The 12,314-nt window shown below is 52.5% G+C and carries 13 protein-coding genes; 11 read left to right on the forward strand and 2 right to left on the reverse strand.

Annotated features, from left to right (window positions below; translation table 11 throughout):
* The first annotated feature begins 100 nt into the window (after positions 1-100).
* The 11 genes from CJA_RS07000 to CJA_RS07050 all read left to right on the forward strand — a co-directional run bounded on the left by CJA_RS07000 (position 101) and on the right by CJA_RS07050 (position 10,865).
* Positions 101-2,017, forward strand: coding sequence for a beta-ketoacyl synthase (locus CJA_RS07000; protein ID WP_012487064.1), 1,917 nt, complete (start codon positions 101-103; stop codon positions 2,015-2,017).
* 175 nt (positions 2,018-2,192) lie between these two features.
* On the forward strand, positions 2,193-2,444 hold the full coding sequence (gene rpsP, locus CJA_RS07005) for a 30S ribosomal protein S16 (RefSeq protein WP_041551246.1): 252 nt from the start codon (positions 2,193-2,195) through the stop codon (positions 2,442-2,444).
* Between the two features lie 14 nt (positions 2,445-2,458).
* Positions 2,459-2,995, forward strand: coding sequence for a ribosome maturation factor RimM (gene rimM / locus CJA_RS07010; protein WP_012487066.1), 537 nt, complete (start codon positions 2,459-2,461; stop codon positions 2,993-2,995).
* Complete coding sequence (gene trmD / locus CJA_RS07015) at positions 2,995-3,768, forward strand: tRNA (guanosine(37)-N1)-methyltransferase TrmD (RefSeq protein ID WP_222862903.1); 774 nt, start codon at positions 2,995-2,997, stop codon at positions 3,766-3,768. The genes rimM and trmD overlap by 1 nt, the downstream gene beginning before the upstream one ends.
* A 32-nt stretch (positions 3,769-3,800) precedes the next feature.
* On the forward strand, positions 3,801-4,151 hold the full coding sequence (gene rplS, locus CJA_RS07020) for a 50S ribosomal protein L19 (protein WP_012487068.1): 351 nt from the start codon (positions 3,801-3,803) through the stop codon (positions 4,149-4,151).
* A 75-nt stretch (positions 4,152-4,226) separates the two neighbouring features.
* The gene (xerD, locus tag CJA_RS07025) at positions 4,227-5,126 is read left to right on the forward strand and encodes a site-specific tyrosine recombinase XerD (RefSeq protein WP_012487069.1); all 900 of its coding nucleotides are present in this window, start codon (positions 4,227-4,229) and stop codon (positions 5,124-5,126) included.
* Between the two features lie 35 nt (positions 5,127-5,161).
* A complete protein-coding gene (locus tag CJA_RS07030) occupies positions 5,162-5,977 on the forward strand; it encodes a DsbC family protein (protein WP_012487070.1) in 816 nt (271 codons plus the stop codon).
* A 149-nt stretch (positions 5,978-6,126) separates the two neighbouring features.
* Positions 6,127-7,434 (forward strand): homoserine dehydrogenase, encoded by a 1,308-nt coding sequence (locus CJA_RS07035; RefSeq protein WP_012487071.1) that lies wholly within the window; start codon positions 6,127-6,129, stop codon positions 7,432-7,434.
* A gap of 21 nt (positions 7,435-7,455) precedes the next feature.
* A complete protein-coding gene (gene thrC, locus CJA_RS07040) occupies positions 7,456-8,853 on the forward strand; it encodes a threonine synthase (RefSeq protein WP_012487072.1) in 1,398 nt (465 codons plus the stop codon).
* 85 nt (positions 8,854-8,938) lie between these two features.
* Positions 8,939-9,787: a thioredoxin gene (gene trxA, locus CJA_RS07045; protein ID WP_012487073.1), complete on the forward strand. Its 849-nt coding sequence runs from the start codon at positions 8,939-8,941 to the stop codon at positions 9,785-9,787.
* Positions 9,788-9,920: 133 nt separating this feature from the next.
* On the forward strand, positions 9,921-10,865 hold the full coding sequence (locus CJA_RS07050) for a DUF4380 domain-containing protein (RefSeq protein ID WP_049765419.1): 945 nt from the start codon (positions 9,921-9,923) through the stop codon (positions 10,863-10,865).
* A 151-nt stretch (positions 10,866-11,016) separates the two neighbouring features.
* On the opposite strand, the gene ylqF is transcribed toward CJA_RS07050, so the two are convergent.
* A complete protein-coding gene (ylqF, locus tag CJA_RS07055; protein WP_012487075.1) occupies positions 11,017-11,955 on the reverse strand; it encodes a ribosome biogenesis GTPase YlqF in 939 nt (312 codons plus the stop codon).
* A gap of 6 nt (positions 11,956-11,961) precedes the next feature.
* The gene (locus CJA_RS07060) at positions 11,962-12,279 is read right to left on the reverse strand and encodes a hypothetical protein (protein ID WP_012487076.1); all 318 of its coding nucleotides are present in this window, start codon (positions 12,277-12,279) and stop codon (positions 11,962-11,964) included.
* Positions 12,280-12,314 lie beyond the last annotated feature (35 nt).

Genomic DNA, 12,314 nt, shown 5'->3' on the forward strand with positions numbered 1-12,314 from the left:
TTTACCACGAAAAATGGCTAAATCAAAAAAGACAGTCAGGGGTTATGGGCCTACACTCTCGCCGTTTTGTTGGGTTGTCATACTGGATTGGGAGTGTGTTATGTCCGGTTCATCGCGAGTGCGTTTGCCAATTATTGTCGGGTTTGGTGGATTTAGTGCCGCTGGGCGCAGTTCAGGCCATCACGCCTATCGCCGCATGGTGATTGAGAGCCTGCCTGTTGCGGAGCGGCAGGAAACGCTGGCGGGGCTGGCGGTGATGATGGGGTTGCTCTGTTACGCGGGAGGGGAATACCGCGATTCCCATGGTAAAGCCTATGATTTGCCTGCTATTGAGGCCACCTTCTCTGGGCAGATCCTCGATGGCACCCTGATTCGTCGTATTGAATCAACCTTCTTTGATGTGGATGCTGCCCATTGGCAAAAGTCAGCAATCCTGGGTGGGGGAGAGCCTACCCGCTTTGAGTTGCGTCGCCGCGATTTACCGGAGCCCTTGCCGGCAGGATGGCAACTTGTTGAGTTGGATGCTGATCGTGTGCAGGTGACGGTTGAAGGGAGTGTTGAGGTTAAATTCGATAGTTATCGCGAGCTGCCTGTTAAGTCTGCGGGACAGCTGCCACGCGGTTTTAATCCCGGTGCACTTTATAATTCCCACTTTCATCCCCGCGCTTTGCAGTTAGCGGTAATCGGCGCATCAGATGCCGTTCAATCGATTGGGGTTGAGTGGCAGACCGTTATCGATGCTGTCAAACCGGATGAGATTGGTGTCTACGCCAGTAATGTTATGAGCCAAATGGATGAGAATGGCTTTGGTGGGTTGTTGCAGGCGCGCCTGCGCGGCAATCGTGTCAGCACCAAGCAATGTCCACTTGGACTCAACACCATGCCGGCGGACTTTGTGAATGCCTATATCCTGGGCAGTGTTGGCCATACGGGCGCCATCACCGGGGCTTGCGCTTCGTTCCTGTATAACCTCAAGGCGGCTGCCGAAGATATCCGTTCCGGTAAATGTCGCGTGGCTGTTGTGGGCACAGCAGAGGCGCCCATATTGCCTGAAATTATTGATGGCTATGCCACCATGGGCGCCCTGGCTGCGGAAGATAAGCTGAAGAAACTGGATGGATCGGATGAAACTGATCCGCGCCGAACCAGCCGTCCCTTTGGCGAGAATGCCGGTTTTACCATGGCCGAGGCGAGTACCTATGTGGTGTTAATGGATGATGCCCTGGTGCTTGAGTTAGGCGCTGATATCCATGGTGCTGTCGGTGACGTGTTTATTAATGCGGATGGTTTTAAAAAATCCATCTCTGCACCAGGGCCGGGTAATTACATCACTATGGCCAAGGCGGTGGCTTCTGCGCGGGCAATACTGGGTGATGAATCTGTGCAGCAACATTCATTCATTCAGGCGCATGGCTCCAGTACGCCGCAAAACCGGGTAACAGAGTCACAAATTTTTGATCAGGTGGCGCAGGCGTTCGGCATCAGTGATTGGCCTGTGGTGGCGGTAAAGGCTTATGTCGGCCATTCGTTGTCGTCTGCCAGTGGTGAGCAGTTAATCAATAGTCTCGGTATCTTCAAATATGGAGTGCTGCCTGGAATCAAGACGATTGACAGGGTGGCTGATGATGTTTTTGCAGATCGTTTGCAGATATCAACCCGCGATGTGCCGCGCAACCCCAGGTCCCTGGATCTGGCATTCCTGAATTCGAAGGGCTTCGGCGGTAACAATGCCACGGCAAGTATTATTGCGCCCCATCGTGTGGAAGGCATGTTGAAGAAGCGCTATGGCGAGCAGGATTTTGTCCGTTATACCCATAAGCGAGAGGCCGTGCGCAGCTGTGCAGCAGGCTATGATCTGGCCGCTACCCAGGGGCAATTTGACACCATCTATCACTTTGGGGAAGGATTGATCGATGAAAGCAAGATTCGTATCGACCAGGAAAGGCTGAGCCTGCCGGGGTTTGCCAAGCCGATAGCACTGGGCTTTTCCAACCCCTATGCCGATATGTTTGATTAATTAGTGTGGTCTGATCCTGGGGGGTATTGGTTGTATTTAGTCTATACAAAGCGAAATCTTTCCCTTAAAATGCCGCGCCTTTCGCACCCTCGCTGTGCGTTGAACTTATTTTAACCAGAGCGGGCCAGTTTTCGTGAACTGTCCTCCCATACTAAAACACAGGAAGAAGACCTCAATGGTAACTATTCGTCTGTCACGTGGCGGCTCTAAAAAGCGTCCTTTCTATCATCTTACTGTAACCAACAGCCGCAGTGCCCGTAACGGCCGCTTCATTGAGCGTATTGGCTTCTTCAATCCGGTTGCTCGCGGCCAGGAAGAGCGCCTGCGTATTGACGGTGACCGTCTGCAGCATTGGGTTGGCCAAGGCGCCCAATTGAGCGAGCGCGTTGAGCAGTTGGTTAAAGAAAGCCAGAAGAAAGCTGCTTAAGTAGCTGATGCCCGATGTCTGCTAAATCATCCAATTTGGTCAGTGTTGGGCGTATTACGGCAGTTTACGGCATTAAAGGGTGGGTTAAAGTCCACTCTTACACTGAGCCTCAGGACAATCTCTTTGAATATCATCCGTGGTGGGTTAAAACCCGGCATGGGGTGAAGCAGGTCGAGATTGATGAGGCCAGACCACACGGTGATGCCTATGTGGCACATATAAAGGGTGTGGATGATCGCGATCTCGCTATGGCCTATACGGCAGCTGATATCGCGGTTGAAAGAGATTTACTGCCCGAGCTGGAAGACGGTGAATATTACTGGAACCAGCTTGAGGGGCTCTCTGTGTTTACCGTGTTTGGTGGTGAGCAGCGTTTGGGCGTTGTCACCAAGTTACTGGAAACAGGAGCCAATGATGTTCTGGTCGTGCAGGGGGATGCGCAGAGCATTGATCAGCGCGAGCGCCTGATACCCTATGTGCCCGGGCAGTTTGTGCTATCGGTAGATCTGGATTCAAAACGGATTCTGGTCGATTGGGATCCTGAGTTTTGATGGCGGAGTCACCGCAAGCAGCGATCAAAATCGCCGTTGTGTCGATTTTTCCCGATATGTTTAAGGCGATTGCGGATTTTGGCATCACCAGTCGTGCTATCAAGCAATCGATGGTTGAGCTTAAAGTCTGGACGCCGCGGGATTTTGCCCATGATCGCCACTCAACGGTGGATGACCGTCCCTACGGGGGTGGCCCCGGTATGGTGATGATGGTTCAGCCGGTTCGCGATGCGATTCTCGCAGCGAAAGCCTGGGCAGGCAGTGATGCTAAAGTGGTTTACCTCTCCCCCCAGGGGCGACCATTGGATCAGCAGGGGGTATCAACGCTCTACGCCTACGGTAATCTGGTGTTATTGGCAGGTCGTTACGAGGGTATTGATGAGCGCCTGCTGGATACGGTGATTGATGAGGAATGGTCGATTGGCGACTATGTGCTCAGTGGCGGTGAGTTGCCGGCGATGGTGTTGATTGATGCCATTACCCGCCTGGTTCCCGGTGCACTGGGGCATGCGCAATCGGCAGAGCAGGACTCGTTTACGGATGGCCTTTTGGATTGTCCGCATTACACGAGGCCGGAAGAATTTGAAGGCTTGAGGGTGCCTGACGTACTTGTGTCGGGAAACCATGAGCACATTCGCCGCTGGCGTCTAAAGCAGGCATTAGGGCGAACCTGGCTAAAACGGCCAGATTTACTGCAAGTAGTAAACCTAACCGAGGAACAGCGGGCGCTGTTGACGGAATTTCGTCGGGACCTTGATAACGACAAACTCTAGCTGTGAAGCTATAGACTCCCAGGAGTAATATCATGAGCAATCCAATTATCCAGGCTCTGGAAAAAGAGCAACTGAAAAGCAACCTGCCCGAATTCTCACCCGGTGATACCGTTGTTGTGAGCGTAAAAGTAAAAGAAGGTGACCGCGAGCGTCTCCAGGCTTACGAAGGTGTGGTTATCGCTATTCGTAACCGCGGTTTGAACTCATCGTTCACTGTACGCAAAATTTCCCACGGTGTTGGTGTTGAGCGTACCTTCCAAACCCACAGTCCGCTGATTGACAATGTTGTGCTGAAGCGCCGTGGCGATGTGCGTCAAGCCAAGCTTTACTACCTGCGTGACCTGGCTGGTAAAGCAGCTCGTATCAAGGAAAAACTGGTTTAATTCCGTTTTCCAAATCTGCTTCCCAAAAGGCCGGTGCACATTGCTCCGGCCTTTTGTTTTTGCAATGGAGAATTTATGCGTGCGGCTGATGAACGTCAGATAACCCTTTTTCTCGATCAGTTGTGGATGGAAAAGGGGTTGAGTGAAAACACCCAGGAATCCTATCGGCGCGATCTGGAACAGTTTGCCGGTTGGCTGGCAGCGGGGCAGGGGCCTGATTTACTGGCGGTAACTGCGACGGAGGTCCAGGCATATCTTGCCTGGCGACATCAGCAACATCTTTCCAGCCGTTCAACGGCTCGTTTTCTTTCCTGCCTGCGTGGATTTTATCGCCTGCAAATCCGCGAAGGGCACCTCCATGATAATCCGCTGGCACTGGTTGAAAACCCCAAATTAAGTCGTTCCCTGCCGAAATCTTTAAGCGAATCGGATGTCGAAAACCTGCTTTCTGCTCCTGATGTTGATGATCCTGTGGGGTTGCGCGACAAAACCATGCTTGAGGTTCTTTATGCCTGTGGCCTAAGGGTAAGTGAGCTGGTTGGGTTGACCATGTCGCAGGTAAATTTGCGCCAGAATGTCGTACGTGTCATGGGGAAAGGCAGTAAGGAGCGGCTGGTACCTATGGGGGAGGAGGCAGCAGCCTGGTTGCAGCGATATTTGCGTGAAGCGCGACCTGTGTTGCTGAATAACTTTCCGGATGAGGTAGTATTCCCCAGTTCGCGCGGCCAGCCCATGACTCGCCAGACATTTTGGTACAGGATCAAGCACTGGGCGCAAGTGGCAGGGATTAATAAGCCTTTATCTCCCCATACACTGCGCCATGCGTTTGCTACTCATTTGTTAAACCATGGAGCGGATTTACGTGTGGTACAGTTGTTACTTGGGCATAGTGATTTGTCGACAACCCAGATATATACCCACGTGGCGCGTTTGCGTATGAAACATCAGCATGCCGAGCACCACCCGCGCGGCTGAGCTTCGATTTTGACCAACACTTAGAGATAGATACGATGATAAACATTCTAAAAAATACCGGCTTTCTAACTGGCTGCGCGCTGGTCTCACTGGTGTCATTTTTGGCGGTTCCGGCAGCCGTTGCCCAGGAAGAGAGCAGCTCAGGTACTCTGCTCAAGCGCAAGGGGCCCGAAGAGGTTATCCTGGAAAACCTGCATAAGGCGCGCCCCGAAATCAAGTTTGGCAAGCCTCGTCCCTCTCCTATTAAAGGTCTGTATCAGGTTCAGGTTCCCGGTGGTCCCATCCTGTATGTCACTCCCGAGGGCGATAAACTGATTGCCGGTGAACTGCTGGCAATTGAAGAGGGTGGCCTGGTACGTGTTGAAGATCCTTACCTGATTGCGGAGCGCAAGAAGATGGTTTCTTCAATCGATCCAAAATCCACGATCAATTTCAAACCGAAAGGTAAAGCCAAGGCGGTTGTTTACGTCTTTACCGACGTGGACTGTGGTTACTGCCGTCGCCTGCATAGCCAAATGCACACCTACAATGAGAATGGGCAGCAGTTGCCTGGCTATAACGACCTGGGTATAGAAGTTCGCTATTTGGCTTATCCCCGTGCCGGTATCCCCAGCCCATCAGCGGACAAGTTGATTTCAGCCTGGTGTGCCAAAGATAAGCAAGACGCCCTGACCAAGCTTAAAGCGATGGAAGCCGTTCCCAATGCAACCTGTGATAACCCGGTAGCCACGCATTTCCAATTGGGCGGTGAGGCAGGGGTGAGCGGTACTCCGGCACTTTTCTTCCCCGATGGCAAGTTGATTCCCGGTTATTTGCCTCCCGCAGAGCTGGCGAAACAGCTCGGGATCTAAGCTAATCCATTGGTATTCCTGATAGGGCTGACGGTTTTTCCACCTGCTGTCCGGCCGTCAGGAAACCCCAATTGACACTGGTGGCCGCCATGAGTATGGTGGCCATCTTTTTTTGTAGTTGACGCAATTTGCAGCCTGGCGAGGAGTCGATGTTGAAACCGGTAAGAGTAGGTATCTGCGGTCTTGGCACCGTGGGTAGTGGCACAGTAAATATCCTGAAGCGTAACAAGAGCCTGATTGATGCCCGTGCCGGTAGCGATATTCAGATTATCCAGATTGGTGCACGTCGTGATAATCCTCATTGCGATACCTCAGGTTACGCGATTACCCGCGATATTTTTGAAGTCGCCAATAATCCGGATGTGGATGTGCTGGTTGAACTGATTGGCGGAACGACTGTTGCCAAAGAGTTGGTATTGACCGCGATTAATAATGGTAAGCACGTTATTACGGCTAACAAGGCGTTGATTGCCCACTATGGCAATGAAATTTTTGCTGCTGCCAAGGCCAAGGGCGTTACTGTTGCCTTCGAGGCTGCTGTGGCTGGTGGTATCCCCATTATCAAGGCAATCCGTGAAGGATTGGCCGCTAACCGTATTGAGTGGCTGGCCGGCATCATCAACGGCACGGGGAATTTCATCCTGACGGAAATGCGTGATAAGGGCCGCGCCTTTGAGGATGTATTGAAGGAAGCCCAAGCCCTGGGCTATGCCGAAGCAGATCCAACCTTTGATGTGGAGGGTATAGATGCTGCGCACAAATTGGTGATCCTGGCGTCCCTGGCTTTTGGCATCCCGCTGGAAATTAACAAGGTCTTTACCGAGGGGATTACCAAAATTGCCTCGGCAGATGTGGCCTATGCCGAAGAACTGGGATACCGCATTAAAAACCTCGGAATTGCACGTCGTGCTGCCAAGGGCATAGAGCTGCGTGTGCATCCAACCCTGATTCCCGCCAAGCGTTTGATTGCCAATGTCGATGGCGTGATGAACGCTGTATTGGTCAAGGGTGATGCAGTGGGGCCAACCCTTTACTATGGTGCCGGTGCCGGTGCCGAGCCCACAGGTTCTTCGGTTGTGAGTGATATTGTCGATGTGGCGCGCACGTTGACTGCCGATCCCGAGCACCGTGTTCCCTGCCTTGGTTTTGGTGCGGATTTTGTGATTGAGCAACCGATCCTCCCGATTGATGAGGTGGAAACCGCGTATTACCTGCGTATGTCGGCGGTTGATAAGCCCGGTGTGCTTTCCAAGGTCGCTACTATATTGAGCGACTATGGCATCAGTATTGAAGCCATGATCCAAAAAGAAGCCAAAGAAGGCGAATCCGATGTACCTTTGATTTTGTTGACCAATCGCGTGCAGGAAAAGCGTTTGCGCGATGCGATTAGCCGTATTGAGTCTCTGGATTCTATCAATGCGCCGGTTGTGCGCATTCGTGTTGAAGCCCTGAAATAAGTTTTTGCAAAGGTTGATAACGTGAAATACATCAGCACACGTGGCCTGGCGCCCGCACTGAGTTTTGAAGATGTTGTTCTGACAGGACTGGCTCCCGATGGTGGCCTTTATGTACCGGAAACCCTGCCGCAGTTCTCCAAAGAAGAAATTGCCTCCTGGGCTGGTTTGTCCTACCAGGAATTGGCTTTTAAGGTGATGCAGCCTTTTGTGGCCGGTGCCGTCAGCGATGCGGAGTTCAAAAAGATCATTGCGGATGCCTATGCCAGTTTCCGCCACGACGCGATTGCACCCCTGGTGCAAACCGGTCACAACGAGTGGATTCTGGAACTGTTCCAGGGGCCAACCCTGGCGTTCAAGGATTTTGCCCTGCAGTTCCTCGGCCATTTGCTGGATCACCTGTTGAAAAAGCGCAACCAGAAAGTGGTGGTTATGGGCGCCACCTCCGGTGATACGGGGTCCGCCGCCATTGAAGGTTGCCGCCGCTGCGACAATATCGATATTTTTATCCTGCACCCGCACAATCGGGTATCCAATGTACAGCGTCGCCAGATGACTACAGTTCTGGCACCCAATGTATTTAATATCGCGTTGGAAGGTAACTTCGACGATTGCCAGAACATGGTGAAAGCCAGTTTTGGTGACCAGTCCTTCTTGCCCGAAGGGCGCCAGCTGGTGGCGGTAAACTCCATCAACTGGGCGCGTATTATGGCGCAGATCGTTTACTACTTTTACGCCGGCCTGGCGTTGGGGGCGCCCCATCGTCCGGTGGCTTTCTCGGTTCCCACAGGTAATTTTGGCGATATTTTTGCCGGTTACCTGGCCAAAAAAATGGGCTTACCTATAGATCAATTGGTGATTGCGACCAACAGCAATGACATATTGCACCGCTGTATCAGCAGTAACGACCACAGCAAGCATCAGTTGCAGCATACCCTGTCGCCCAGTATGGACATTATGGTATCGAGTAACTTTGAGCGTATGCTGTTCGATCTCTACAATCGTGATGGTGCTGCCATTCGTCAATTGATGGATGACTTCAAATCCGGCGCTATGGTGTTACATGAGTCGGCATTGGTGAAAGCGCGCGAACTCTTTACCAGCTATGGTGTGAGTGATGACGTGACGGTCGATGTCATCCGCGAGGTGTTTGATCGCACCGAGTACTTACTCGATCCGCACACTGCCATCGGTGTTGAGGCCGCGCGTCAAACCCGTCGCCGCCAGGATATTCCCATGGTCTGCCTGGCAACGGCACATCCGGCCAAGTTCCCGGAGGCTGTGCGCAAGGCGGGACAGGGGGAGGATCCTGCATTGCCACATCATATGAGTGATCTGTTTGAGCGTGAAGAGCGTTACAGCGTATTGGCGCAAGAGCTGGCTAAGGTGCAACAATTTATCGCCAGCCACGTGCGCCCATAGGTGCCAGCCTGAATCACAAAACGCTGTAAGGTGAAGCCTTGCAGCGTTTTTTTATTTTAGTCCCCCTGATGTTGTGGAGCACATGATGAATATCGTCGACATCAACCTTGAGAATGCAAAAAGCTATTTGATTGATGAATCCTTCCAGCGCCCGGTAGTAGTGGATTTTTGGGCGGATTGGTGTGGTCCCTGTAAATCATTAATGCCGATTTTGGAAAAATTGGCGAATGAGTATGCAGGTGCCTTTTTGTTGGCCAAGGTGAATGCGGACGATCAGCATATGATTGCCGCACAATTTGGTGTGCGCAGCCTGCCGACCGTTATGGTGATGAAAGATGGTCAACCGGTTGATGGTTTTGCCGGTGCTTTACCCGAGGTGAAGGTACGCGAACTGCTGGCGAAATATTTACCCCAGCCATGGGAGGCACCGCTAAATGATGCCAAGGCTTTGATGGAGTCTGGTCAGTATGCCGAGGCATTACCTTTATTGCGCGAGGCCTATGATGCCTCGCAACAGCAAGCGGCTATTGCCCTGTTAATGGCGCAATGCCATCTGGAGCTCAATCGTATCGATAATGCGGAAACGGTACTGGAAACCATCAAAATGGCGGACCAGGATGGGTTTTACCATCAGCTCAAGGCGCAGATCGAGCTGAAAAAACAGGCGGCCAAGACGCCTGAGCTGGCCGCCCTGGAAGCGGCCCACACCCAAGCACCTGAGGATTTATCCATCCGCTACCAGTTGGCCGTGCAGCTACACCAGGAGTCTTACCATCGTCCGGCCCTGGAGCATCTGCTCGAAATTTTGCGTAAGGATCGCAATTATGCGGAGGGCGAGGCCCGTAAAACATTTACCGCCATCATTGCCTCCCTGGGCAAAGGTGACCCCCTGGCCATCGAATTCCAGCGCCGTTTATTTACGTTGCTTTACTAGGTTTTACCTGCGGTTAAATGGTCGGGTCTTTTAAAAGGGGTTACACTGCCAACATGGTTTTTCCAACAGTTGTCAGTTTGTTTTCCAATCTCCACCCTGCGATAGTATTGCAGCCAGAGGACCCGTCTCGCGCATGATTAAGTACTTACCATTGTTAGCCTTTGTGGTTAGTGCCCAGTTGTTGCTCGGCTGTAAGGAGACTGACAATAGCTATCAGGTGCCGGATTATGTGGAACAACAGGGGCAGTCCCTGGTGATCCAGCGTGACCAGGTGCGTATGGAGATATTACCTTCTGTTGCCGGGCGCGTAGTATCTCTCAAGGTGGGTAACCACGAATTGGTCATTCCCCATATTCCCGACCGACCAAAGGATTCCGGTACTGTGCTTTGGTCGAGTCCCCAGGCGGAATGGAATTGGCCGCCTATCGATGTGTTGGACAGTCTTCCCTACAAGGTCGAAACACAGAATAACCAGTTGGTGTTGACCAGTGAGGTCGATCCGAAAACCGGTTATCAATTCAGTAAAACCTATTTGCCCGCGGGTAAAAATGCCATCGCGGTCACTTATCGCATATACAACCGTGGCAAGGTGGAAAAACGGGTTGGTGCGTTAGAGGTAACGCGGGTTCCTCCGGCGGGTGATGTGTTATTTCCGCTGGGAGATACGGCACCGGTTAGCGGGATTTTTTATCCTTTGCCGGTCAGTCTGGAACAGGGGTTGTGTTGGTTCCAGTACGATGGCAAAAAGATCCGCGATGATCATCATAAGATTATGCTGGATGGCAAAGAGGGCTGGGTGGCCTATCGCAATAAGGGCTATTTGCTGATCAAAGAGTTTGAAGACCTGCCGCCCAATGTGATTGCCGAGGGCGAGCGCGAGATAGAAGTGTTTGCGCACGTTGAGCACACCTTTATCGAAATCAAGCAGCAGAGCGCGGTTGAGACATTGGCTCCGGGTGAGTTCCTGACCTGGACAGTGGTGTGGCACGCACTTAAGCTGCCGCCCGAATTGCACGGTGAAATCGCACCGGAACAACTGGCCGATGTTGTGCGTTTGGAATTAATGCGGCCTAAATAACCGCGTGCTTTGTAGCTCGTTTGCAGTGCGGGTAAGTATTTCGAAAACGCGGTGAATACGTCCATGTAGCTCCCTCGCGTCCTCCCTTACGCGAGGGTTTCGAAATACTTACCCGCACTGCAAACTGGGTTGTGCTTGCTGGAGGCGCAGATCAACGCCGATTCTTTTTCGTCTTCAATTTGCGAATCCTGTCCTGCTCTTCTTTTTCCTTTGCCCTGCGCTCGTCTTCGATACGGGCAGCTTCTACTTCCCTAGTGGTCATTTCCGGGGTTTCCCAACTGATAGGACCGAGTGTGCCTGCACGCAACTCGGTAATTAGGAGCGCGGCAACTTTCTGGATTTCGACACCGCCGCCCTTGCGTGTACAACCGCGCTGGCGGCCAATCGCATCGAGGATTTCCAAATCGGTTTCGGGTAATTCCTTAAGTTGATAGCGCTGTTTGAGTGCGTCCGGGTATGCCCATTTCAGGTAATCGGCGGCATAGAGTGCAATATCGGCATAATCAAATACCGTGTCTTTGATGGCGCCGGTAATGGCCAGGCGGTAGCCACAGGATGGCGGTGACAACTTGGGCCAGAGGAAGCCGGGGGTATCGGTCAGCAATATACCGTTTTCCAGTTTGATTTTTTGCTGGGCCTTGGTGACGCCGGCTTCGTTGCCGGTTTTGGCAATGACTCTCCCGGCCAGGGTGTTAATGATGGTGGATTTGCCGACATTGGGGATCCCCATAATCATAGCGCGGGCAGGCCGCACTTCGCGCTGGCGCTCGCTGACCAGGCTGGTAACCAGCTGCAACAGGTTGCGGATTTGCTCCGGCCTCTGCTGGCTAACGGGAAGTGCCTTGACTCCGCGCTCTTGCTCCAGGTGCTCAACCCACCGCTGGGTCGTGGCCGGGTCGGCAAGGTCGGCTTTGTTGAGTAACTTGATGAGTGGCTTTTCCCCGCGCAAGGCCGGGACCAGGGGATTTTCGCTGGAGAAGGGAAGGCGCGCATCTATCACTTCAATAATGACATCCACGTGGGGCATGACTTCCGCAATGTCCTTGCGTGCCTTGTGCATGTGGCCGGGAAACCAGTTGATTGTATTCATGGGCGCTTACAGGGTATCGAGAGGTTCGTTAGCATCGAAGTGATGCAGCAGCAGGCAGTCTCCTGTCGCTTCGTTTTCGCAAATGGCAACGGAGATCGGGCTGATGATGGACCGGTATTCACTGTCCCGATAAAGCGTGTTTTGCAGCGCTGGCCAGAGTTGTTGCGGGAATTCGGTAAAGAAATTAAAGCTGACAAAAAGCTTGCCTTTTTCTTCGTAGGTATCGACTTCGGGGGAGCGGATAGGGCGCACCCGCTGTAAAAAGGCATCGCGATTAAACTCGCGCGCAAATGTGGGCTGGATCTGGATGCTGATGCAGTACATGGGCAGTGTCCATGGAAAAAAGTGTGCTGATTATA

The organism is Cellvibrio japonicus Ueda107 (assembly GCF_000019225.1).
GTDB classification, from domain to species: Bacteria; Pseudomonadota; Gammaproteobacteria; order Pseudomonadales; family Cellvibrionaceae; genus Cellvibrio; species Cellvibrio japonicus.

Bases quoted from the DNA above. Each gene is read 5' to 3' on its own strand.
- CJA_RS07000 (WP_012487064.1), top strand. From the start codon at position 101: ATGTCCGGTTCATCGCGAGTGCGTTTGCCAATTATTGTCGGGTTTGGT.
- rpsP (WP_041551246.1), top strand. From the start codon at position 2,193: ATGGTAACTATTCGTCTGTCACGTGGCGGCTCTAAAAAGCGTCCTTTC.
- rimM (WP_012487066.1), top strand. From the start codon at position 2,459: ATGTCTGCTAAATCATCCAATTTGGTCAGTGTTGGGCGTATTACGGCA.
- trmD (WP_222862903.1), top strand. From the start codon at position 2,995: ATGGCGGAGTCACCGCAAGCAGCGATCAAAATCGCCGTTGTGTCGATT.
- rplS (WP_012487068.1), top strand. From the start codon at position 3,801: ATGAGCAATCCAATTATCCAGGCTCTGGAAAAAGAGCAACTGAAAAGC.
- xerD (WP_012487069.1), top strand. From the start codon at position 4,227: ATGCGTGCGGCTGATGAACGTCAGATAACCCTTTTTCTCGATCAGTTG.
- CJA_RS07030 (WP_012487070.1), top strand. From the start codon at position 5,162: ATGATAAACATTCTAAAAAATACCGGCTTTCTAACTGGCTGCGCGCTG.
- CJA_RS07035 (WP_012487071.1), top strand. From the start codon at position 6,127: ATGTTGAAACCGGTAAGAGTAGGTATCTGCGGTCTTGGCACCGTGGGT.
- trxA (WP_012487073.1), top strand. From the start codon at position 8,939: ATGAATATCGTCGACATCAACCTTGAGAATGCAAAAAGCTATTTGATT.
- CJA_RS07050 (WP_049765419.1), top strand. From the start codon at position 9,921: ATGATTAAGTACTTACCATTGTTAGCCTTTGTGGTTAGTGCCCAGTTG.
- ylqF (WP_012487075.1), bottom strand. From the start codon at position 11,955: ATGAATACAATCAACTGGTTTCCCGGCCACATGCACAAGGCACGCAAG.
- CJA_RS07060 (WP_012487076.1), bottom strand. From the start codon at position 12,279: ATGTACTGCATCAGCATCCAGATCCAGCCCACATTTGCGCGCGAGTTT.